The 25,414-nt window shown below is 37.5% G+C and carries 12 protein-coding genes; 2 read left to right on the top strand and 10 right to left on the bottom strand.

The annotated features are described in order from the left end of the window. Window positions 1-25: 25 nt before the first annotated feature. From AC27JL_RS15730 to dpdE, 5 genes are read right to left on the bottom strand one after another with little or no spacing between them, the layout of a single operon-like run. Window positions 26-814: a hypothetical protein gene (locus AC27JL_RS15730; RefSeq protein WP_487196031.1), complete on the bottom strand. Its 789-nt coding sequence runs from the start codon at window positions 812-814 to the stop codon at window positions 26-28. After that, window positions 811-3,879, bottom strand: a complete 3,069-nt coding sequence (gene dpdH / locus AC27JL_RS15735; RefSeq protein WP_487196032.1) for a protein DpdH — start codon at window positions 3,877-3,879, stop codon at window positions 811-813. The genes AC27JL_RS15730 and dpdH overlap by 4 nt, the downstream gene beginning before the upstream one ends. Then, window positions 3,879-4,829 carry a protein DpdG gene (gene dpdG / locus AC27JL_RS15740; RefSeq protein ID WP_487196033.1) on the bottom strand — a complete coding sequence of 317 codons (951 nt, stop codon included), beginning with the start codon at window positions 4,827-4,829 and terminating at the stop codon, window positions 3,879-3,881. Before dpdG ends, dpdH begins: the two co-directional genes overlap by 1 nt. Then, the gene (dpdF, locus tag AC27JL_RS15745; RefSeq protein WP_487196034.1) at window positions 4,820-7,351 is read right to left on the bottom strand and encodes a protein DpdF; all 2,532 of its coding nucleotides are present in this window, start codon (window positions 7,349-7,351) and stop codon (window positions 4,820-4,822) included. The genes dpdG and dpdF overlap by 10 nt, the downstream gene beginning before the upstream one ends. Then, on the bottom strand, window positions 7,351-10,425 hold the full coding sequence (gene dpdE / locus AC27JL_RS15750; protein WP_487196035.1) for a protein DpdE: 3,075 nt from the start codon (window positions 10,423-10,425) through the stop codon (window positions 7,351-7,353). Before dpdE ends, dpdF begins: the two co-directional genes overlap by 1 nt. A 262-nt stretch (window positions 10,426-10,687) precedes the next feature. Between dpdE and ylqF the strand changes: the two genes are divergently transcribed. Beyond that, entirely contained in the window at window positions 10,688-11,641 is a 954-nt protein-coding gene (ylqF, locus tag AC27JL_RS15755; RefSeq protein WP_487196036.1) for a ribosome biogenesis GTPase YlqF, read from the top strand. Window positions 11,642-12,016: 375 nt separating this feature from the next. On the opposite strand, the gene AC27JL_RS15760 is transcribed toward ylqF, so the two are convergent. Beyond that, on the bottom strand, window positions 12,017-14,995 hold the full coding sequence (locus tag AC27JL_RS15760; protein WP_487196037.1) for a DUF3857 domain-containing transglutaminase family protein: 2,979 nt from the start codon (window positions 14,993-14,995) through the stop codon (window positions 12,017-12,019). A gap of 503 nt (window positions 14,996-15,498) precedes the next feature. Here AC27JL_RS15760 and fusA point away from each other — a divergent pair. Next, window positions 15,499-17,583, top strand: a complete 2,085-nt coding sequence (fusA, locus tag AC27JL_RS15765; RefSeq protein ID WP_010558083.1) for an elongation factor G — start codon at window positions 15,499-15,501, stop codon at window positions 17,581-17,583. Between the two features lie 147 nt (window positions 17,584-17,730). Here fusA and mdoH read toward each other — a convergent pair whose 3' ends face one another. From mdoH to hemB, 4 genes are all read right to left on the bottom strand, one after another. Then, on the bottom strand, window positions 17,731-19,692 hold the full coding sequence (mdoH, locus tag AC27JL_RS15770) for a glucans biosynthesis glucosyltransferase MdoH (RefSeq protein WP_487196038.1): 1,962 nt from the start codon (window positions 19,690-19,692) through the stop codon (window positions 17,731-17,733). Then, on the bottom strand, window positions 19,664-21,283 hold the full coding sequence (locus tag AC27JL_RS15775; protein WP_487196039.1) for an OpgD/OpgG family glucan biosynthesis protein: 1,620 nt from the start codon (window positions 21,281-21,283) through the stop codon (window positions 19,664-19,666). Before AC27JL_RS15775 ends, mdoH begins: the two co-directional genes overlap by 29 nt. 253 nt (window positions 21,284-21,536) lie before the next feature. Further along, the gene (locus tag AC27JL_RS15780) at window positions 21,537-24,263 is read right to left on the bottom strand and encodes an ExeM/NucH family extracellular endonuclease (protein WP_487196040.1); all 2,727 of its coding nucleotides are present in this window, start codon (window positions 24,261-24,263) and stop codon (window positions 21,537-21,539) included. 130 nt (window positions 24,264-24,393) lie between these two features. After that, entirely contained in the window at window positions 24,394-25,404 is a 1,011-nt protein-coding gene (gene hemB, locus AC27JL_RS15785) for a porphobilinogen synthase (RefSeq protein ID WP_487196041.1), read from the bottom strand. Window positions 25,405-25,414: the final 10 nt, after the last annotated feature.

Genomic DNA, 25,414 nt, shown 5'->3' on the forward strand with positions numbered 1-25,414 from the left:
TCTATGTTACTAAATTAGCTTATTATTAACGTGAAATTTTTAATTTTGAAAGTAGTCCTTGTTTGGTTAACCACTCAAAAACAGTAGGCGTCAAAAGCTCTAATGTTGGAGTAGACCAAGGAGCATCAAGTTCTTTTAAAAATTTAGCAACACCTTCAGGTAGATCAGAGGTATCCATTTCTCCTCGTAATGTGACCAACTTTTCTTTTAAAGAATTTAGAGAGAAAACTAAACCAGAGTTAACATTTTTTGAAGTTTTCTCTGTGTCAAAACTGGCTTTAAGACTGTTATATTTTTGATAAGTCTCTTTTTTACCAAGACTGCTTTGTTGCTCTAAAACAACTTCTTCTACAACAAAACTATTCTCTAAATTAGCTAACCACTTGTCCCAATACTTATCATTTAATTCGCCAATTCTTTCAGTAAGACCTTTCAAAGATAGAATTGAATTTTGTAACGAATCATCCTGCTGTGCTTTGTGTTCTAACTCTTTCCATTTTTCAGTAAAAATAGAGATGGAATTATTAGCATCGACTAGTAACCCCTTAACATCATCACCTATAACTAATCCTGATGATTCACTAATTAAAAAACCTTCACCTCCTTCAAGACGAGGAATTAAATGCTCATCGAGATTACTGATAAGAGGCATAACATCGAATTTAGCCTTATTACTTGTAAGTTCAGCTAGAGATTTATTTAGACGATTTAATATATTGGAGTTTGCCTTTATGATCGTTTCATTTTCCTGAGCATTAGAAGAAAGCTTTATTTGGTTTTGAAGCTTTTCAACCTGATATTTTAATGTGCTCATTTAATTTCCTCCAAAACATGATCACTGAACCCATTTAGAATCACTTCAATTGAGGCAAAGGAATCATTTATTTCTTTATTTATTTTATCCACCTGCTTTGTGCTGGTTGTATCATTGATTTTCTCAATTTTAGAAAACACGTTACTATTAAATTGCTGCCAGTTCTTTAAAACTTTGCATACACTTTTAATAACACCACCATCCAATGATGAAAGGATTTCCAATTGTTTACTTTCATCAGAAACAGATAATAATTTGATGCTATTCTGGACCTCGTTCCATTTGATATTCTTGGTTAATTCATTAATATCCTTATTTAATGTTTCCCTTGTAACAAAGCCATTTGGGTATAGTCCCATATCTAATATACTTTTATAAATAGACTTTATTTCATCTAGTAAACTAATAAACTCTTCTTTATTAGCACAATCATTAAGGTGATTATTTATCAATTCGATGTTGGGTTTTAACTCCTGAACAGCATCATTTTTAAGTCTTTTCTGTGATGAGCTTAAGAGTTCTTGATTTAGCTTTTTTGCTTTTTTATGAGCAAAATTAAAAATATCATTATCAAAAGCAACATTACTAATTTGAATTAAGCTCAGCCATACCCGCTGTGTTTCATCCCACTTACACAGTAACTCCTCTCTAAACTCTTGATATTTATCATTTATAGCCGGCTTTAAGCTTTCTTTAATATGAATAGATTTCTTTAATAGTGTATTTTGTAAGGTATTTTCAATTTTAAGACCTAATCCGTTAGTTAACAGGATGTGCTTTGCTAATGAGTCAACTAAGTATTTACCTCTAATTTCTTTTAGCATGATATCAATCGCTTTGGGGACCCAAAACTGAGCAAATTTAGAGTAGTAAATGAAATCGTCATAACCTTCGGGGTAATTCCAATCCTTAGTTTCTTCTTTTTTGTTAAAACTATGATATCTAAGAATTGCAAGCGCGGAACGTTGAAAGAACATTGATTTTTTATCATCTTGAAAATCTGTATCCGTGCAAAAATAATGAACACAACTTGGGGGATTATTCTCCGCATAAGGTATATCAATTAAAAAGAGGGGTCCTCTTTTAAATACGGCTTCATATACGTTTTTATTTCTGTCAGTAAATATTGTTGCATTTTCAAAACCGGCCCACGATGAAGGCTGAAAACTTTCAATCATTTCTAAAAGTTGAGTTCTTATTCTTTTAGCTGACTCTATAGATATAGGTGCATCACCATTAAACCAAAGTTGAATTTCTTTTTGAATAACATCATCATCACTTTTAGGTTTGGCGTTATTACTATCGTTATCTATAATTGGTCCTTCAGGTTTATCTGCAACTCCTATATCGATATCCGAAGTTAATTTTTGAGCAAAGTCGTTCATAGAAAAAGCTAAAGCTATATTACTATTTAAAGACTTTTGAATTGAATTGAGGTTATTACCATTTCCCCAAATACTAGAGAGAACTTGAGCTTTCTTAGGTGAATTTAACCCTAAACTCTGTATTTCACTATTTAGTGATGTACGATTTTCTTTAATAAACAAATTTTGTGGGAAGTATTGTTCTAAATAATCGTCCCTATGATCTCTAAGTAAGTTTAAAAGAATGCTATTTATTACATCTCTTGGGTTAAAGACAATATTTTTGTCCTGATCTATACAGTACCACTTAGTTAACGTGTTAATTGCTTGTTTGTTATAGGGAAATAGTGGTATTCCAACTGATGATGTACCAAAGGCATTTAACTGTTCTGATTCTACTTCAGAAAGGTCACATTCCCATACCGGTACTATGTCATTTTGGTTATTTAAGTTTACCTTTGTTTCTAGTAATTTTTTACCAAACCTTGCTGCATTTATATACCTACTACAAAAGTCCACAATTCGTTTGGGAATATTATCTTGATTATCGCTATCTTGCTCGATATGCCACTCAAAAAGAGCCCGTGATCTAATGGTAGTTTGTCTACGCATGTACCCGTGGTATCCCGTTGTCACCGCTAGGACAGACCTTAATATGCAAAGGTCTTCTTGACGTTCCTCTAATAAACAATCAATCAATACATCTTCTATTGCTGATATAGCGGCTAAATCTTCCACTAAAATAACTAAAGTTCTACCTAAGCTTTTTAAGTGTCTCCTAATTTCTTTAAATAAGTCTTGAAAGTTACCATTGTTAAACTGAAATAACTGTTGAAAAGCTGTTTGAGTCGCCTTTCCTATCGCTTCATTTAACATGGCTACGGCTTTTACTATTTGCTCTTTATCAGTATCCAACCTGAGATCACTGATAACTTTTCTTGCTGGTAACGCCAAATTGTCAATTTCTATAGACTCGAGCATCACCTCAAAATCTTCTAATGTAAGCTCATACTCTGTATCATTTATTTCTTGGTCTGAAGCCCCTTTGATCCATCTTGTAGCGATACTAAATACGCAACTATCACCACTCAACAATTGAGATTTAAATAGAATATCTGTAATTAAAGTAGGCAGTAAATTCGACATACTCATGCGTTGCCTTAACTCAGCATAATTGTCAGGGCGTTGATTAAGACTTTGAAGATATTTTGCAGTTTCCCCCCCGATATCTTTAACTCGATGAGATATAAAGGTTACAAATAAATCAGCTACTTGTTGTTCATTTAAAGCACTACCAACTTGATCAACCCTCTTTCTTGCTTGATCAAATACTTCACCTTCTAATCCTTCTAACAGCAAGTTTAAGGTTTGTCTTAAGCTTGCATTTTTTGGTAGCCGAACTATTTGCCACCTTTCATCAGAAACAACTTTTTGAACCTTTAATTTTGCATGTAACCATCTTATTAGGTGTGACTTCCCCATACCCGCCGATGCAACTATTGGAATAGGTCTTTCTATTTTCAAAAAGTGCTTTAGTAAATCATTTTCTGTTGCATTATCTTTTGATCCCTTTTCATCATATTTTTTCAAGTGCATAGGTTCATGCACTGATAATAATGTATGATCTGACAACTCTTCGGCTTCAGTTTTAATGCAATCAAAAATATTTTCTTTAGTTGGCCAATAGTTCTGCAAATTCATTACTTATCTCCAACAATTCGAATATGGCTTACTGTTCGGGTTTGGCCATTAGGCAAGGGAAGTGAAACAGCATTGACTGAATCCGAAAGTCGGTCTAAATATAAATAACCTTCTAAATTTAAACGATATAGAGCATGACTTAAACTCTTAGATAGTGTGTGAGAAGGGCTTGGCTTCCAGTCACTTTTTTTAGTCTGCATCATAGCCTCTATTTCCACTCTGTATTTCCCTCCATCAAAAATAGGAATATAACTATTTAATTTCTCAATAAATGTCTGAATGTTGATTCTATCTTCGTTTAAATCTGTAAAGATGTCAGACAGAAAAACCTTTATGAGTCGTGTAGGGTCGACAACATACTTATCTTTACTAACTTTCTCCATATATCCTAAAAGTAAACCGTACTCAGCAAATGTAAGACTTTCTGAATCATTAATAGTTAAACGAGTATGATCGACTGTTCTATCTGGAATATATTTAGCACTTATTTGGGGGATATCAGTAGATTTAAAAAATTCACTCCCCGCAAAAGTACATTTATCTAAAGCAAGAAATAAGCAAATCCCTCTAATAAGCGGTTCGATTGATGAACCTGTTTGAAGATCATATTTTTTATTAAAAACAGAACGTACAATCCTAGCATGTATATTAGAATCATTAGATAGTGCTGAAAAAGCCTTAACTCCTTCGACTGTACTTTCCCAAAGACCTTGCTTTATCCAAAATTGCAGAGTTTCTGGTAACTTCTTTTTTGGGTTACCTTTTAGTTTGAAGTTATCTTCATTATCTTTTTTATCATCTATAAACAAACTTTCAGGTGAGTTTTGACTAATTATCGAGTCGATAGAAATAAACTCTGAAGATTTGGTGATCTTGCGGTTCAAAAGGCGATCGACAAAGATTAAAGATGGAATGTGACTACCCGCACTGGCGTTGTTAATTACTGACACGTGTTTTTCTCAACTATTTTAATGAAGTTTGTTAATGGAATAGATTTATTATTATCTTGCCACCACAATCGGTATTTATTTTTTTTTGTTTTTTGGGTAAATTCAGCTATAAAGAATGTCGTCTGTTCTTCAAATGATGGAATTAAAACATCTGAATCAACAGATGAATTTATATGTAAAGATGGCCAAAGGTTACTGTTATCAAGATAATTCTGAGAAATCCAAAATGGTTTAAAAGACTTCAGCCCGTTCTTTTTCCCCGCTAGTTTTTTTAAGAATTCGAGGTCACCCTTGACAGCAATAATGTATTTTCTATCAAGCATTAGTTTAATGAATAAAGACCATTTTAATGGGGATGTAAGATCCTGAGTTTTATCGTAATAAACACTGCAGATATTATCAAAAGAGATATAATCATTTAAAGAGTCAGGTAATAATTGCTTTGAACTGTAATTATCAACCGAGACATCATCTCCTACTGACGGTAAGAACCCTTCACAAGTCATGCAACCTCCGCATGCTCTTTGAGGACTATAACCATTCACTGTGTAATACTTTACTAACTCTTTACAAATAGGTTGTTTTTGAGAAGTTATATTCTCAGATAAAGTTAAAAAACCATTATCTTGAGTCTTCTTTTCTTTTTTCCTGTGTTTTTTAATATTAGTTTCCCAATATGAATTAGAAAGGTATTGCTCATTAAGTATTTGAACTAAAACTTTGCATTTATAACTTTTCCAATACTCTTTTCGTTGGATATTCCTTTCAAAATCATTTAACTCACTATCATCTTCAACTTCTGGCACATCATAGAAAATTCGGATTAAACCTGCACGCTGCATAAACAGAAGTGTTAACCAATTCCAATCTTCATTTCTATCACTACGACTGCTGAGTCCCTCATGATAAAAAGAAGTATCTAACTGATATAGGTCTCCTTTCAAAAATTCATGAGAACTGACTTCAACCCGCCTATCCCACATACCTTTCCACTTTTTGAAACCTAGTTCCGTTGATATGATACTGTCACTATTAATTTTTTTGGCATTAGCTATTTGCTTGTCATAATAAATAACTTCGGATGTAGCTGCTTTACCATCTCTACCTGCTCGGCCAATTTCTTGATAGTAGCGATTAATATTATCCGGAATACAAGCGTGAATGACACTTTTTACATTCGACTTATCCATACCAACACCAAAGGCCGAGGTGGCAATAATTATATCTAAATCATCATTTTGCCATTGCTCAATTATCTTCTTTCTAGAGTGAATATCAGTTTTACCGTTAAATAGACCAATTCGATTAAGCCCTGTGGCTTTCAAATGAGAACTTAAGTCAATAGAATCCTGAACAAGTGTTGTATATAGAATCAGTGGCTTGGGTAAAGCAATCACGCGATCTACTACTGACTGAAGGTGACTGCTTTCTTCTTCATTTTTATAGGATGAACTAATTTCTGGACGTAAAAAATTACCATTAACAACAATTGGTTTGTTATCGGACTCACAGTATAAAGTTGTTAAGGAATCAATATTGCTTTGCGTAAAAGTTGCAGACATTAGAATTGTTTTAAAAGGAGAATTGCTTACTTGCCTTAAAGATGCAACCAAGGCGCCAAAACGTTGAAATTCAGAGCGAAAGTTACTCCCCCAAGTGTCAATTAAATGCGCTTCATCGATTATGATATTCGCAATAGAGTTTTGCTTAGCTAATCGGAATAATAAAGGCAGTAGGCTTCCAGTAACTGATTCAGGAGAGGTAAAAATTACTTTTTGCTTATCATTGTCTATATTCTCGCGAATTTCTGATTTGTCACCATCAGATAATTGGCTATGCCAAGCATAGTTTTGAACAGAAAAGTCATCCGCTTTTTCAAGTAATTCTTTTGCTCTTTTACCTTGCTCTATAGCTAGACCAACAGTAGGTACGATAACGATTGTTAGCGCCTTACTATTACTAAACAGCATGCTGGCATGAGCGACTAATGTTTTACCGCACCCTGTAGGTAAGTTAATAAAAAGAGTCGAGTCTTGGGAGCATGTTAAAGCAACCCTCACAGCCATTCTTTGCCCTGCACTAGAGTAGTGGTTATAGTTTTGGTCTGATAGCCTTGAAACTAAGGCTAAATCCATTTCTACCTTTTTCACTTTACGTTTTTGTTTCTGTTCGTACACATCCACTAATTTTTGAGTAATTACTGGAGATGATAGGGTAAGGAAGTTTGAGCCAGTTTGATAATTCAGCATAGCTTTGGCGCAGAGTACTCCCTCTTCACTAGATAAACGTCTAGGTATTGGAAAATTATTGTGCTGGTTACCCAACTCTTTTTGAGATGAATATAAGTAATCTTTAACTGATAAAAGCAAGTCCAATAAACTCGTGTTATCCCCATCAACTACTTTTTTTAATCTCTGTGCAAAATGATTCTCAGGATAATGGCTAATCACACTATCAACCGTATGATGTAAATCCCTTAACTCAGTATCTGAAAACAATGAGGAAATAATTAAATTATTCATTACGACTTACCTACCAAAGTAACAGACCTCATAGTAGATAGATTGATGCCAAACTCCTCACTTGAAGATAAATCATATTGTTGATTAAGTTCAGCTCTTACTTTTTCGGTACAACTCGATGCTACACCCAACACTAAATCTCGCCATTCATCTTTACTTAAAAATGAATCAACCGCATCCCACATATCTTGTTCAAAACCTACACTAATATTGTAATCCTTGTATAGGCCTTTAGTTAAATCACGTGACTTCTCATAGGGTTTATTCAGTATATTTAATAAAGCTTCTTTTTTTACTTCATTTCCCAACTCGTCTACCCAAAGCTCTAAAGTTTTGGGGGCAAGTTTTCGATCGTTTTTCCTCTGACTAACTCTTGTATGGCAATCACTCTCTAATGTACAAATCCAGTTTAATTTAAAGAAAGTTTTAGGCTCTTTAATAGCTACATTAATCTCTCTGATTATCGCATTTGATATACCTAAAGTGGTTTGTTGAGAAAATGAATAGATCGTATCAACAAAAGGTTGTCCATACCTAAATGGGTATGAACCAGTTTTAGCACTTTGGTCTCTAGATGCGCTCATGGGTTTTGTAGAAGGGTTCTTTAAACCGCTATCAAAATCCATTCCTAAGATACAGTGACTTATAAAGTCATCGATATTTAATCTAGTTTTTCCTAATTTATATTGAAAAACAAAGTTGTCATCCTCAGTCTTCCTAGAATCAAATCTAAGACTCTTGTTAATCCATCCTTGCATTTCTTTGCTTAAATCATCTGCATTTTCATCAACAATTCTTAATCTTTCTGAAAATGTTTTTATTTCAGAAAGATCTACTTGCATTCCATTCCATACTTCCTGATCTGCAACTTTCTTTCTTTCTTTTGTAACTAAACCAGACTCTCCTGCTATTTCTTCTGAGAGTTTGTTTAATTGTGTATATCCCTGATGAATAATACTTTCACAATAAGATTCTATCTTCTCATCCAATACCAATTGAATACTTGAGCAATTTTGATTAAAAACACCTATATCAGTTTTTAGTAACTGAGTCCAAAAAGCATAAAAGCCCTCACGACAAGGAGTAAGCACTAAGTTCTCAACAGGAAGAACTCCTGTGCTACTTGCACTATATCTATTTAAACGACCGATTCTTTGTTCAATTCTCATTACCGTTCTAGGTAAACTATAATGGATAGCTAGACGACATTTTCCTTGTAGGTTTAGGCCATCTTCTCCTGATTGGTCACATATCAGAACATTATATTGAGGTGATATATTGAAAACTGGGAGTTTGCCATCAATGTGCCTTTCAACTGAAGGCAAGTGGTGCTCTAAAAACTTATATACATTATCAGCTACAGTTTTATCCCCACAAAAAACGACAACTTTACCATCCTTCTTTTTTTCCAGCCATGATGTAATCTCTTCCAGTAATAATTCATCTTTATTGGATTGCTCAACATGACCCATTTCAATCATTGTTGTCAAAATCAATTTTTCTTCATCTGTAATGGTGTTACTAGATGCCAATACAGACTTTGCCTTTGCTACAAGTAAAGAGGGAGATATAAGTAAAGCATCTAACCATTGGAAGTAGTTTTCACGTGTAATTCCGACAAAATTTTGATCTCCGTGAATTAAAGAATTTCGGTAATCATCTAATTGCTCATCTAATGAAACAAATTCATCGCCTATCTGCCATGATGATGTATTACAATCTCCTAACCCTGGGAATATTTGCTCGATATAGCTATTTTTACTTCCTCTTCTGTTTCTTATAAAACGCTGGAATAATCTATACTTATTCCCAAAGTAATCTTGTAATGCCTTTACAGCGAACTTACGTTGATTTTCATCTTTTTCTTCAGAAAAGTAATCAATATGAGGTTTAATATTAGCAATTAATAAATTTAATTCATCATCTTTAAAATCAAAACTCTCAACCTGTTCTACTATACCCTCCAGAGTGAAATCATCACTTTCCGGTACTAATGCGCCATATATTCCTGAATATTTTTCTCTTTCTTCAATCTTATTATTAAATGATGCTATTCCATCATCATTTAATTGATAAGAATCTGGATTCAAGCAATGAAGCATAGCCAAGAAGTTTTTGGTATTCCCTGTTATAGGTGTACCTGACAGAACGATTGTCGAAATAGAATGATGGCAAACTGATGCTATTTGGGAAAATACATCTTTATTGTCGTCACCCCAAGCAAACGAACCCAACTGGTGACCTTCATCTATTACAACCATTGTAGGTTTTTTAGTAATAAACTTACTTGTCAAAATATCAAGGAAACTTCCTATAAAGACTTTTTGATCTTCTTCATCCAGATCCTCATCCATAACATCTTCTAAATGAAATTTCTGACTCATTTCGTCTTGCCATTGCTGAACAAGAGAAGGAGGGGTTAAAATGAGAACACAAGCCTTGTCGGTATATTCTAATATATGCTCACGAACTAGAAACCCAGCTTCAATAGTTTTACCTAACCCCACTTCATCACCAAGAAGGTATTTCTGTACATTATCATTCAAGACTTGTAGAACTACGGATAGTTGATGTATTTCTAGATTAACAGCACTACTAGGGATTGAGGATATTGAGGAGCATGAAGCCCTTTGATTTATATAGGAGTTAAAAAAAGATGTACGATCATTAATGTACATAGGAGAGGTTGTAGCTCTTCCTGCCAGAAACTCAGCTGGCGAGAATTGGGTTTGGTCTAATAAGTTTGGTACAAATATATCTTCTATTGAAACCACGTCTGAATCATCATAGTTATATATGATTAGGTGCTTATTGTTCGGTCTTTGTCCACTGTAAAATCCAGCTCGCCAATTTTCTGATTTTCCTATACGGCAATAAACCAATGTTTGTTCAAATAGTTCGGACTTTCCAATTAAATCTGAACCAGATACTTCAACTATATTTGAATCTGGAGATAGAGGTGATATAAAAAAACCTACATTAGCACTCTTTTTTTCAACAGATATTGATACAATTTTCCCAATTCCAGTAAAAGCTGATTTGCTTTCTACTAGAGAACCTACTCTTAACTGCATGCTTCACTCCTTGAAGTAACTTAATAGCTTTTTAAGATATTTTACTTATGAATGAGTTGAAATAATGCTGATAACCTTAGTGAATTTCAGGGCCTTAGTAAAGCTTTATAGATAAAGGGTAGGGCAAGTAGTTGTGAATGCTAATTTACTTTCAATGTAGTAAGCTTATATATATCGAAAAGTACAAAAGCATAGTTTTACTTTTAGTACCCACATTAGTACCCATAGGCTGCGGCCTTTAATTAAAGGTCATATAAATCAAATGAGTAGAGTAGGAATACAGTGGTTCCCTGGGCACATGAATAAAGCCCGAAATGAAATTAAAGAAATAATGCCACAAATGGATGTGATCATTGAAGTGCTTGACGCACGCATTCCTTATAGTAGCGAAAATCCAATGGTGACAACCCTTCGTGAAGGCAAACCGGTCATCAAAATTTTAAATAAGGCTGATTTAGCCGATCCTAAAATGACTCAAGTATGGAGAGACTACTTTGAGCAAGAAAGTGGTGTTAAAGCCATTGCGTTTGGTCATGATAAAGCCGCTGAAGTACACCGTATTAATGAGCTTTGTAAAAAGTTAGTGCCACATAAAGTGGGTGCCGATAAGCAAATAAAAGCCATGATCATGGGTATTCCAAACGTGGGTAAATCTACATTAATTAATGTATTAGCTGGTCGTATAGTGGCAAAAACGGGTAATGAACCTGCGGTTACCAAGGCGCAGCAGCGCATTAAGCTTGAAGACGGCATTATGCTATACGATACGCCAGGCATGCTTTGGCCAAAAGTAGAGAACGAGAATTCAGGTTATCGTTTAGGTGCAACGGGTGCAATACGCGACACTGCTCTTGAGTACGAAGAAGTTGCTAGTTACACCGCTGAATATCTACTGCATGCTTATCCTGAACTACTAAAAGCGCGCTATAAGTTAAACGAATTGCCAGAAAGCGATTGGGAATTTGTGGAAATGGCGGGTAAAAAGCGTGGTTGTATCCGTGGTGGTAATCAAATAGACACGTATAAAATGTCTGAAATACTCATTAACGAACTTCGAGATGGCATTATTGGTCGCATTACCATGGAAACACCAGCTATGCGTGAAGAAGAAGAAATAATGGTTGCCGGATTACGCGCCGCTGCAGAAGCTAAAAAAGCTGCTAAAGAAGAAGAGAAAAAACAGCGCCGTGCACGCGCACGAAAAAACCGCCGTTAAATTGTGAGCTTATGTGAGTATGTTGCTCACTAAATTTCAGACATAAAAAAAGCCCGTAAGGGCTTTTTTAGTTTCATATCTACCGTCACCGATATGAGCAATGTAGCAAGTAAAATAGTAGGGCGGTTACTTATCATCAACATCAAGGGGCGTTGCGGTTAATAACAAGTAACCATAGCTGTTAACGTGCGCCACACGTTGTTTCAGGGTCGAGAAACAAGTTATTCATTCCGTTACAAAGCTGTATGTTCTGCCTTGTTGATAGTGATTATCAATTAGATCTAAGTATCTGTCAACACTCAAATGCAAATAATTATCATTATCCTGGTGCGCGTTTTTTATTCTCTTTTAAATCGGTATGTTAGCGTTAAATAACTACTCTTTTTTATTTTCACTTAAGCGTAAATTTATTTTATCAACTAGCACTTCATCGAGCTTATTAAACCTGCTAACAATAAGTAAAAAATCACTTCCATCTGTTTTTATTACTTTAATAGTGGTGTTATCTAGTTCAGTTTTACCGTATGAGGTTTCTATTTTATCAATGTCATTAAAGTGACTAAGGTCTGACTCAAGCTTTCCAGCATCGTTTTTATAGTAGCTAAAAATATAATTATCAGTTATTCCGTTTCCATCGTCTCGATAGTCAAACATGGCATCACTATAAAAATAGAGAACGTCTTCATTTTCTGGTGTTAGGCGGTTACGTTTTAAAAAGTGAGTTTGATAAGCCCATAACTTTTCGCCTTTTATTATAGCGCTACCAGGTAAAATATTAGCTTCTTGAAGTACACCGAAGAGTAATATTGGCGAAAGCGCCAGAGACATAAAGCACTGTCTGACTCGCCAGTAAGAATTGTAATGCAAAGCTTTTTGGTTGGTGTTTGCGTGCTCTATGTAACTCACTAATGGAAGCCATAGAAAAGGCATAACCAGCAATGCGATAGTGGCGTATTCTTCCATGCGGTAAACCAATGTGGTTGCAAGTACTAATAAAAATAAAACAGCAGCCCCCCAGCTTGGGATTATTTTACTTTTACTTGATTGCAATTCACTGTGTTGCTTCAGTGCTTGATAAAGGGGGTAATACCATAAAATGGCGAAAATACCGCGAGCAATAGGCATTATATTGGCATTGCTGTGCTGCTTTATAGCTTTAAAGTTACGGTAGCACCAATAGTTAATATAAATACCTAAGCTTAAAATGCTGTAAATAATAAACTTGCTGACCGATACAGCGTAAAATGGGGTATTTTCAAAAGTAGGGCGCTTTGCCGACTCGAGTCGCCAGTCTGCAATAAAGAAAATAAATAATAAAAGGTAACCGGCAAGTGCGTATTTAAGCCAGTTACCTCCAAGGTTATCGAGTATGTCGGCCGTTGTTTGAGGCGCCTCAGTTGTGTTTGCGTACTTTAAAATTGAGTAGTGCGTGGCTGAAATAAGTTTGTTTCGTTGCGCTAGGTAGTCGCTGATTTTATCAGCGGGAATATGGTCTTTCTTTGCGTAAAAGTGATAGCTTAGCGTTAAAATATTATCATTAAAGCTAACGGATGTTTTTAAATAAAAGTAGTCGTTATCAATCTCGTCTTGGCTATTGTCAAACGCCCAGTTTTTTTCAGTAAAATGAAGTTTTATGCTGGTGTCGATTATATTGGGGTATTCAAAATAAAGTGGGTCTGTGCGATTAGTTTGCTTTGGCTCGTAAACACTGTTTTGTATTTCAGAGGCGTAAAAATCAGCTTCATATCCGTCACTGGTTTTTTCCCAAAATTGGCTAATAAGGTACGACTCGCTAGTGATAAACTGACCTGTTTGTTGGTCCTCACTTACTGCCATAGGTTTGTCGATTTTGAGCTCGTCAAAAAAACCTTGGTAGTATTCAAGGTATGATTTTGCAACGCTGTCTAGCCCGTTGCGCGCTAAATTACTTCTGCGATTAATAGCCTGAAACTCGGCATAAGAATATTCGGTAGTAAATAAGACCGGTTCTTTTACTGTTTTAGGAATATAAAATTGATCGTTTACTGTTACCGTTTTATGCACAGGAATTTGTGCCATAGGCGTTAATGTATTTTCACCATTTTTTATAATAAGTGCATATCCGTAATCGGGCTGCGCTAAATAGGGAAGTGTCCCTCGTTGATAACTAATGGTTGGATCCAGCCAATAGCGTTTGCCCTTGTGTTCAAGAGTTACAATTACGTGGTTAAAAACGCTTGCTGTGGCCGGTAGTTCTATTAAGCGCTTCGTTTCTTCTGTATCTACAAGAGCAGGGTATGCCTCTATTTTCATCGCTTTTAATAATGAAATGAGTAGAGTTGTTTTATCTTTACAGTCACCATAACGTAGAGATAGCGTTTCTGAGGCAGGTGTTGGCTGATGAGAATTGGTGCCCATTTCTAAACCTAAATAGCGTATTTCGTCTTGGCTAAAGCGTAATGCTGCGGCAATCCTATCGGATGTATTGGTATGCTGTGCCTGTATAGATTGCGCTATGGCGTTAATACTACTGGGTGTTTCGATAGCTGACTCATAAAGTGGTAATGCCCAATTAACAACTTCGTCCCAACTATTATATTCAGAGAGATAAACTTGCATGTATGGGTTGTACCAGGTGGGTGTTTCAGAGTCTTGCGTGAGTAAAGGGGCTTCGAACTCTGATATAGAGTAGTCCGTACCGTATTGGTTTTCAGTCTGTTTTGTTTCGGCAGTGCCATTTATGGTTTTTATATTAAGAGGTGTTTTTTTACCCCATAAAACACGCATATACTGTTGCACTACGGGCACTGACCACCTTAGTGTGCGCCGAGTACTAAATTTATTGGCATAGATAGGATTACTGCCGGTAACACTGTAGCTATAATCGAGCATATCTCCGCTTCGCATATCGTCAACAATGATATTTAAAGAAAGCCTTCCGTTATAAATTTTATCAGTTAATTCAGGCTCGCTCTGGATAACAGATAACCTTGCAGTTGAAAGCTTATCTATGTGCTTACCATCTCTAATTATGGAGAGTGTGTGCAATGTTAGGGTCTGATAGCTTGGGTCAAAATCGAGGCTTAACTGGCTTATATAGTCAACGCCACTTTGATTAAGTGCTTGCATTACTAGGCGTGTGTATCGTTGTTGCTTTTGACGTTCAGGAACATAAGTTTGATTGTCGAGTAATAGGTAAAGTGTGCCATCGCGCACTTTTGCCATATCACTTTTTTGGGGCTGTTTTACGTCATGTAGGGTGACCCAATTACCAGGTGCATCTATTTTATATTGCGTAGCATAAGCTGGTGCATTACATAGAAATAAAACACATGTTAGTAGCCAATAAATAGGGTAAAGAAAAGTCCGTTTCATTTTTAATTCTTATTATTTGTTATTAATGCATACCACTTATAGGTTTATATAGTGGCCTATTTTTAATCGATATTATCATACAGATTGAATCGTGAAGAGCTTTAGTAATGCGTTATTTTTAAATACTCGCCTGCTTTAACTTTAATTAAATAAACCTTTCTTCAATGTGTTTATGGGAGAATTTACGACTATTTATTTATACCTTAAAGGGCGCTGCTGCAGTAAAAATTATTAAACATAACAATATGCTCGATATCAATAAGGCCTTTTAAGTTACCGATACAAAATTAAAAAGCATTATTTAAAATGCAGTGTTTATGAAATAAAGCCTAACGTTTTTATTGGTTTATATAATAAACAGCGTGTTGTACCGTTAATATATTCTCTTTGTAAAAAAAATATAGTGAATTGATTGCATTTTAAGCGACTTCTATGGTGATGTTCGCTTTAAGTAATGCTATACTCCCGCCGAATAATTTATCGACTTTATTAAGAGTAAAATAATGGCAGATTTATCGAAGTACAGAAACATTGGTATTTTCGCGCACGTTGATGCGGGTAAAACCACTACTACTGAGCGTATCCTGAAGCTTACAGGTACTATCCACAAAACAGGTGAGGTTCATGATGGTGAATCTACTACCGATTTCATGGATCAAGAAGCTGAGCGCGGTATTACTATCCAGTCTGCGGCAGTAAGCTGTTTCTGGAAAGATCACCGTTTCAACGTTATCGATACTCCTGGACACGTTGACTTCACAGTTGAAGTTTACCGTTCACTTAAAGTATTAGATGGCGGTGTTGGTGTATTCTGTGGTTCTGGTGGTGTTGAGCCACAATCAGAAACTAACTGGCGCTACGCGAACGAATCAGAAGTTGCACGTATTATTTTCGTAAATAAATTAGACCGTATGGGTGCTGATTTTTACCGTGTAACTGAGCAAGTACGTAAAGTACTTGGTGCAGTACCATTAATCATGACTTTACCAATCGGTATTGAAGATGATTTTGTTGGTGTTGTAGACGTATTAGAGAAAAAAGCATACGTTTGGGATGACACTGGTCTTCCTGAAAACTACGAAATCACAGACGTTCCTGCAGACATGGTAGAAAAAACTGAAGAATACCATGAAATGCTTATCGAAACTGCTGTAGAGCAAGACGATGATCTAATGGAAGCGTACATGGAAGGTGAAGTACCTTCTGTTGAAGATATCAAACGTTGTATCCGTAAAGGTACTCGTGACCTTGCGTTCTTCCCTACATTCTGTGGTTCTGCATTTAAAAACAAAGGTGTTCAACTTGTACTTGACGCTGTTGTTGATTACTTACCGGCTCCTACAGAAGTTGATCCTCAACCTCTTATGGACGAAGAAGGTAATGAAAACGGCGAGTTTGCAATTGTTTCTGCAGACGAACCTTTCAAAGCGCTTGCATTTAAAATCATGGATGACCGCTTTGGTGCATTAACATTCGTACGTATCTACTCTGGTAAGCTTAACAAGGGTGACACTATCCTTAATGCGTTTACTGGTAAAACAGAACGTGTTGGCCGCATGGTAGAAATGCAAGCTGACGAGCGTAAAGAGTTAACTAGCGCACAAGCTGGTGACATCATTGCAATCGTAGGTATGAAGAACGTGCAAACTGGTCACACTCTTTGTGATCCTAAGCACCCAGTAACACTTGAACCAATGGTATTCCCAACTCCAGTAATCTCGATTGCTGTACAGCCTAAAGATAAAGGCGGTAATGAGAAAATGGGTGTTGCTATCGGTAAAATGGTTGCAGAAGATCCATCTTTCCAAGTTGAGACTGATGAAGATTCAGGCGAAACTATCCTTAAAGGTATGGGTGAGCTTCACTTAGATATCAAAGTAGATATCCTTAAGCGTACTTACGGTGTAGACCTTATTGTTGGTCAACCACAGGTTGCTTACCGTGAAACTATCACTCGTGAAATCGAAGATAGCTACACGCATAAGAAACAATCTGGTGGTTCTGGTCAGTTCGGTAAAATTGATTACCGCATCAAGCCAGGCGAAGTGGGTTCAGGCTTCACGTTCACATCATCAGTTGTTGGTGGTAACGTACCTAAAGAATTCTGGCCTGCAGTTGAGAAAGGCTTTAAATCAATGATGCAAGAGGGTGTGCTAGCTGGCTTCCCTGTACTTGACGTTGAAGTAGAACTTTTCGACGGTGGCTTCCACGCCGTGGATTCATCTGCAATTGCATTCGAAATCGCTGCTAAAGGCGCTTTCCGTCAATCGATCCCTAAAGCGGGCGCACAACTTCTTGAGCCAATCATGAAAGTTGACGTGTTCACTCCAGAAGATCACGTTGGTGACGTAATCGGTGACCTTAACCGTCGTCGTGGTATGCTAAGCGACCAAGAAGCTGGTTTAACTGGCGTTCGCATTAAAGCTGACGTTCCGTTATCAGAAATGTTTGGTTACATCGGTTCACTACGTACTATGACATCAGGTCGTGGTCAGTTCTCTATGGAGTTCTCACACTACGCACCTTGTCCAGCTAACGTATCTGAAACGGTAATCGCTGCAGAGAAAGAGAAAAAAGCTGCTAAGTAATTAGCCTTTTAAACTCTAAAAAAACCCGCACATGTTGCGGGTTTTTTATTGGTTAAAAATTTTCTAGCTTCTGTTTAATCTATAGATAGCATATATTTTAAACATAAAAAGGAGCACTAAGTGCTCCTTTTTAGTGTGATGGTACGGTTAATTAAACTTTCTAATTAACTTTGCTTTGAGGGTTTTGATTTTTAGCTTACGAACACGATGAAAGCGTTGTACTGGCATTGTTGTTAATTGCTCTGCAGGTAGTGCTGGCAAAGCTTCAGGGTATTGCCCTTTGCTTGGTACTGATACTGTTTGTAAATGTACTTTAAGTGCAGCGAGTGTTTTGCTGTTATCGACTTCACTAGGGCATATAAATATACCTAGTTTTCTGAGCGCTACACCAAACTTAATACTACTCGAGTAACGAACAATGGGAGCTGCAAGTATCAGCCCTAGTAAAATAGGTGATAACCACCAGAAAAATACAGGGGTAAAGTAATAAGCAACCCCGCCCCAAACAACTGCAACTACGGTTGAAAATAGTGTATAGCCAAAGGCTTCTTTCCACGACACCATACGGCCTTCTCGCGGTTGAGCATCCCACGTTACTTTTTTACCTAAAAATACACATACTACAAAGTAAGCATGAAAAACCATCATTAGTGGTGCCACAATAACGGCAAATAAAGTTTCAATAACTGAACCAGCTATGAGTTTAATTGATCCACCAAAACGCTTATTTCTGTGAACTATGGTAACAATGACCCCCATTAACTTAGGCATTAATAAAATAATAATGGTTAAATAAAGTAATGAGTCAATTAAATCTGTTTTAGCTATTTGCCATGTAGGGAATAACTGATAAGCACGATTAAAATAGACATCACTGTTTAATGCGCGGGTAACGGCATCAATAGTACTTAATGCGAGCATTGATAGCCAAATAAGCGACGATATATATGCTGTAGCACCCAGTAAAAAATGAAACTTACTCATAAGCTTTAATTTATTTGATAACAATAAACCAAGGTGTTGAATATTGCCTTGTACCCAGCGCCTATCACGAATTGCGTAGTCTAATATATTGCTTGGAACTTCTTCATAGCTACCTTCAATTTCAGATAACAACAATACATCCCAATCTGCTGAGTGAAGTAAAGAAGCTTCAACAAAGTCGTGGCTGAGAATTTCACCACCAAAGGGCGCATTCCCTTTTAATGTTGGCAAACCACAACATTTAATAAAGGCATCGACCCTTATGATTGCGTTATGTCCCCAGTAGTTAGCTTGATCGGTTTGCCAAAAAGCAGAGCCAGTAGCTAGCATAGGGCTGTAGAGTACCGATGCGAATTGTAAAAAGCGACCAAAAAAAGTATCTTGGCGAACCGGAATAGGGATTGTCTGAATAAGACCTGCTTGTGGGTTATTTAGCATGCTAGTTGTTAGCTCAAGCATACACTTGCCAGTCATTATACTGTCTGCATCGAGTACAATCATATGATCGTATTTACTACCCCAGCGTTCACAAAAATCCGTTAGGTTGCCTACTTTGCGGTGTTTATTGTCTTCACGGCGGCGATAAAAAATATGTTTGGCAGTATCTCCTAAGCGTTCGCACAGTGCGTGCCATGCATTGAGTTCATTCTCGGCTATCTGCGGGTCTTGTGTATCGCTTAGTAAGTAAAAATCAAAGTGTTCGAGCTGTCCGGTCTCCTTAAGCGACGCAAGACTTACTTCAAAGCCAGCAATCACACGGTGGGTGTCTTCGTTGTAAATAGGCATTACAACCGCTGTTTTTTGCTTAGCAATAGCTTGGGCATGAATCGCGATTGGTTTTATGCGCTTTAAGGTAAGTGGATCGATACGAAATAGCTGTAATACAAACCCTATTGTGCCACTACAAAATGCCGTCACTATCCATGCAAATGTAATAGAAAATAAGACAAGCAGTGCATACTCAAGCAACGTCATGCCGTTTGAGTTAAGTATGTCGAACATGATTGATATGCCATAGCCTGATATGAATATAGCGGCAATTGCAAAAAGCCATACACGAGCTGTTTTAAATGGCATTGTCGTTCCCTTTTTTTGCTTACTTGATGTCATTTGGATACCAAACATAGCTCCATACCTCACTAATCTCTTTGTCACGTAGTTTTAACGATAAGCGCATATCGACGGGTTTGTCGTCTTGTGGTGCAATTTTAAAAGCAACACGCCAGCCGTACCCTTCAGGCAGCTTTTGAACGGATACATCACTTACTTCACCCGTAGTTAGCTGAATATCTGCATTTAACTTAAGTTGTTCAGAGAGAGCATTTAGAGCAGGGCCTGAAAAATCAACAGTGAATTGACGATGACTTTGTGGTGGCGGGTTATCTTCACCGGGCAATGCCGCGCTGCCGATACGAGTACGAACTACATGTGCTTTTTCATGTTTGTTTAAACTGCTATTAAACGTACTCATTTTGTAGCTAAGTTTTAATGAATCACCTGCTTTGAAGGGGGTTTCTGGTACCCAGTAGCTAACAATGTTGTCGTTTGTTTCGGTATCTGTTGGAATTTCTACTAGCTCAACACGGCCATTGCTCCATTCACCCTGAGGTTCAATCCACAGGCTTGGGCGATCATGGTAATGTGCTTCTATATCAAAATAGTTATTAAAGTCACGGTCGCGTTGCGCAAGCCCAAAACCTTTAGGGTTTTCGTACGCAAATGACGTAACACTCAGTTGCGATGGATTATTCAGTGGGCGCCATACCCACTTGTCATCCTGTGATTGAGTTAACAAACCATCAGAGTCATGCACCTCAGGACGATAATCATCAAAAAATTTTGTGCTATTTTCACCATGATAAAACATGCTCGTTAGTGGTGCGATGCCTAACTTTTTCACGTCTTTACGGGCAAATATTTGCATGTCTATTTTAACGGTTGTGTTGGTAGTAGGGTCAATATTAAATTTATAAGCGCCAGATACTGATGGGCTATCAAGTAATGCAAACAGTACAATGCTAGTTTGTTCTGCTGTTGGCTTTACTAGCCAAAACTCTTTAAACATAGGGAACTCTTCGCCAGATGCAAGCGCTGTATCAATTGCTAATCCGCGAGCTGAAAGGCCATAAACTTGGTTTGGACCTACAACACGAAAATAAGAAGCACCTTGAAACACCATAATCTCATCTTTATAAGTATTAGTATTTAAAGGGTAGTGAAGCCTAAAACCTGCATGGCCAAGCTGTGTATTGGTTGTGCTTTTAGTTAACTCATCTTTTAGCGGTGCAGCCGTTCCATCGTAATTATAAAAGTCAGTATTAAAGGGAAGTCTGCTGTGTTTTGAGTCGCTATCAACAGTATTTATTGTCACCGGTGTTTTGTATAAAAAACCAGGATGAAATAGCTGTAATTCATACAAACCATCATCTTTCCAAACAGCTTGATCTTGCTTAAAACGAATGGAGCGGTAATCCTGATAATTAATGTTATTTAGTGCATCAAGTTCAATATTGTTTGGCGCCTTATAGTCTTCACTGGCTAATTTTTTTGCACGTGCGCTGATAACATCAAATAAACTACTTTGTGAAATAGAGGCTTTGGTGGTACTTGCTAATGCTTGGTTACTAACTGCAAATGTTGAAAGTGCAATAAATAAACCCAAAATCGATTTAGTATGAGACTGCCATCTTGTTGTTAATTTGATAAGTTGCTTCATTTTTTCTTCCTTTATGAAAACGGCTAGGTCACATTTAAAAGTGATTTTTTTACTTAATGGGTAAGCCTAAATTAATCTATGAATTTGATGTTAAGTACTGAAGTTACGAGGTTTGTAAAGTTACATTTAATAAAAAATGAACTACCTAACGCAAAAGATATTAAGGGGGGATAGCTGAAGCTTGTCTGAATTATTTTTACAGAGGAATAAAAAAAGCCGCGAATGCGGCTTTTTATTTCTTACTTTAAGCTAATTATTTCTTTTTAAAGCGACGCACTATAGAAAGTGGTGCTAAAAGAAGAGATAACCAAAGCAATGAGCCAGCATCGTTATCATCATCTGAACGCAAGTTATTTACCTTCACAGCAACTTTTTCAGCTTTTGATACATTACCAACGCTATCTTCAACTTGTACAGTAAACGTAATGCGGTTTTCAAATTCATAATCAATTTCACCAGCAACAATTAGCTGACCTTGATCATTAATTGACACACTATCGTTTTCAGACACGATAAATTTAACAACAGGTGAATCTTCAGGGTTAGGATCTGAGTAATCAAGCATGCCAATAACAGTACCTACAGCGCTGTTTTCATCAATAGAGAATACTTGATCTGGGGCAACCACAGGAGTCTGTTCTTCTGGTGTAAGCACAACTTCAGATTTGATATCAACAATCACAGGGTCATGATCAGACGCGCGGTATGCACTTTCTGAGTAAAGAGTAGACTGATGCCCTTCGCTCTTAAACTCTACATTGTAATCAAGTACGATAGGCTCATCGGCATTAATGTGCCAATCTTTAGCAGCCACTACTTTACTAAGTAAAGACTCAGTCGCCACAGCATGGTCAAGGCTACCAGCGCGGCCTGAGAAGCTGTAAGAGTAAGCTAATGTATTACCATCAAGCTCAGCAACAACATTTTTGTAGCCTTTTTCGTCAAATTTGCGAATTGGATCTTCCATCGCGTAGGCGTTCATATCACCCACTAAGATAATATCTTCGTCGTCTACACCTGTTGGTTTGCTGTCTAACCAATCAGCAAATGCGCTTGCACCTTCTGTACGGATTTCATTCCAACATGCTTGACCATCGTTTTGATCTTCATTAGCGCCACTTGCACTACCACAACCGCCTTTTGATTTTAAGTGCGCTACAGCAACAGTAAATACTTCTTGCGACTCTAACGATTTAAAGCTTTGTGCGATAGGTGTACGGTTGCTGAAATCAAATGGTGCTGCGGTAGTAATAGCAGCAGACCCTACTTCTTCAACTTTGTTTGCGCGGTAAATAAGTGCTGTCGTAATTGCATCAGTACCAACTTGGTTAACGTTAAAGTCTACAAAAGCATATTCGTTAGCACTGTCAGCATCATTTAGTGCGTTTACTAAATTTGCAATTGCACTAAACTCACCAAAGCCATCGTTTTCAATTTCCATTAAACCAACAACGTCAGCTTGCATTGCGCTAATTGCACTTACTAACTTAGCTTCTTGGCGAACCAACTCTTCAAGTGAGTCAGCACCGCGGCTAGTTGGGAAACCAGCACCTTGGCCGTCACCGTTGAAGTAGTTTAAAACGTTAAAGCTTGCAACTCGCAGGTCTGCTTCAGGATTTAGTTCCGGTGCGTCTTCACGTGGGTTAGTTGCAATAAATTGCGGTGCAACTGTTGGGTGAATACGGTATGTGCTGAAGCTATACGCTAATGCGCCTGTTACGCTGTTCACACTATCGCCTGTACGTAATGTGTTTTCTGCTGATAAACCTGGGGTTGGGTAAGCAGTAGGATCTGAGTTTTGAACAGTTGAACCGTCATCAACTAAGATTTTTTTAGTTAAGTTTTCTACTTCAACTGCGTTAGCTGCATCGCCAGGCATAGCAACTTGTGTGCCTTGGTATAAACGTTCTGTTGCAAGCTCAACTTCACCGTAACGGCCTAAACCAAAGTTATTTGTTACAACTAACTCTTGGTCTAAAGTAACCAGCATTCCTTCAAAGGCTTCTAAATCATCTTGGCTTGCTAAAGGTAAAGAAATTTTAGTGGCATTTACTGATTGACCCGTTGCACATACCGCAACTTGAACAACATCAGATATTTGCGTTGAATCGAAGTATTCATCAACTGTACCTTGAACACGTACGTGATCGCCAACGTTTACATCTGTATCTGCAAAGTAAACAAATACACCTTCAGAAGTTAGTGGGTTTGTATCTTCATCAGCGGCAAGAGAGGTTACAAAGAAACCTTTAAGTTCATCATCACCTTGGAAGTCGGCAGTAACAATACCCTCTAGTTCTACTAGTGTGTCAACTAGTGGGCTTTCGTTTCCTTCGCCTTGAATAGCACTAATTAGCGTTTTGTCTGCAGCACATACGATTGGATCAATTGGATCTGGTTCAGGTTCTGTTCCGCCACCATTACCCGCATGAGAACCGAGACCGTCAAAGGTATCAATATCAAACTGTTCCCACTCTTCACTTGGTAAAAACTCAGCAGTTGAATCGGTGCGACCTGACGTTATGCTTAGCTTACGGCGTAACGTTTTGTTTTGTGTTTGTGCCGTAGCATCGGACCAAAATGACCCAGGATCAACCCCCACTTGGCCAAAGCTATCAACAATCACGCCGTCTTTAGTTAAAACAAGGGCATCATCACCGTTGTAGTAAGTCACAGTGCTAGTTGTATCTGCAATGTCCAGTATGTCGGCTGTTGCACCCGGATTTGAAATTATGTAGGTAGTATTAGCGGCTAATGTACCTGTTAAATCAATCGAGTTACCAACTGAACTGCTACCATTTGAATAAAGTCCTAAAACATAGCCTTCAAGAGAAATCTCGGTATCAGCATTATTATAAAGTTCAATGGCTTTATTATTACTGCTACCTTCAATATATTCAGAAATGATTAGATCAGCGGACGCTGGTGCACTAAGACCTGCTAGTACAAGCGCCAGTGGCGTTATTTTTGTTTTTAACATTTTTTATTATTCCCGTGTATTTAAATCCCAAAATGGGACACCAGTTTAGAGAATCTAAATGACAAAAATAATACAATTATGTTAATGAATGTAAACGAAAAGGCGGTTTTACCGCCTTTTTATCAATTACTTACTTTTTAGTGAGGTATTGCGCGGCTTGCTTAGCGAAATAGGTTAATATGCCATCAGCCCCTGCGCGCTTAAAAGCGAGTAAAGACTCCATAATTGTGGCTTCTTCGCTCAGCCAACCGTTATCAATCGCTGCTTTGTGCATTGCGTATTCTCCACTAACCTGATATGCGAAAGTAGGTACACCAAATTCGTCTTTAACGCGGCGGACAATATCAAGGTAGGGCATACCGGGTTTAACCATCACCATGTCGGCACCTTCTTGTAAATCAAGCGCGACTTCTCTAATTGCTTCATCTGAGTTGGCAGGATCCATTTGATAGGTTTTCTTATCGGCTCCTTTTAAGTTACCTGCAGAGCCTACAGCATCTCTAAAAGGCCCGTAGTAGCTAGAAGCATATTTAGCTGAGTAAGCCATAATACGTGTATGAATATGGCCATCTGCTTCAAGTGCTTCGCGAATAGCGCCAATACGACCATCCATCATGTCAGATGGCGCAACTACATCTGCGCCTGCCTCGGCGTGCGAAAGCGCCTGCTTAACAAGAATTTCAGTGGTTATGTCATTAATTACATAACCTTTATCATCAATAATGCCGTCTTGACCATGAGTAGTAAATGGGTCAAGGGCTACATCGGTAATAACCCCAAGCTCAGGAAAAGCTTCTTTTAAAGCGCGTACAGTACGTTGTGCTAAGCCATCTTCACTGTAGGCTTCTTCAGCCATCAGGGACTTTTTGTCACCAGGGGTTACCGGAAAAATAGCGACGGCAGGTACACCTAAATTTACAAGATCTTTTGCTTCTTCAAGCAAAAGATCAATCGATAAACGTTCAATTCCAGGCATTGATTCGATGATTTCTCGGCGATTTTTACCTTCTAGTACAAAAACAGGGTAAATAAGGTCATTTACGCTAAGGTGGTTTTCGGCCATTAGACGACGAGAAAAGTCATCGCGGCGCATTCTGCGCATACGAGTATATGGGAAAAGGTCTAGTCCAGATTGGGCCATATTACTATGC

It is taken from the genome of Pseudoalteromonas sp. 4NS20-0020, assembly GCF_057554385.1.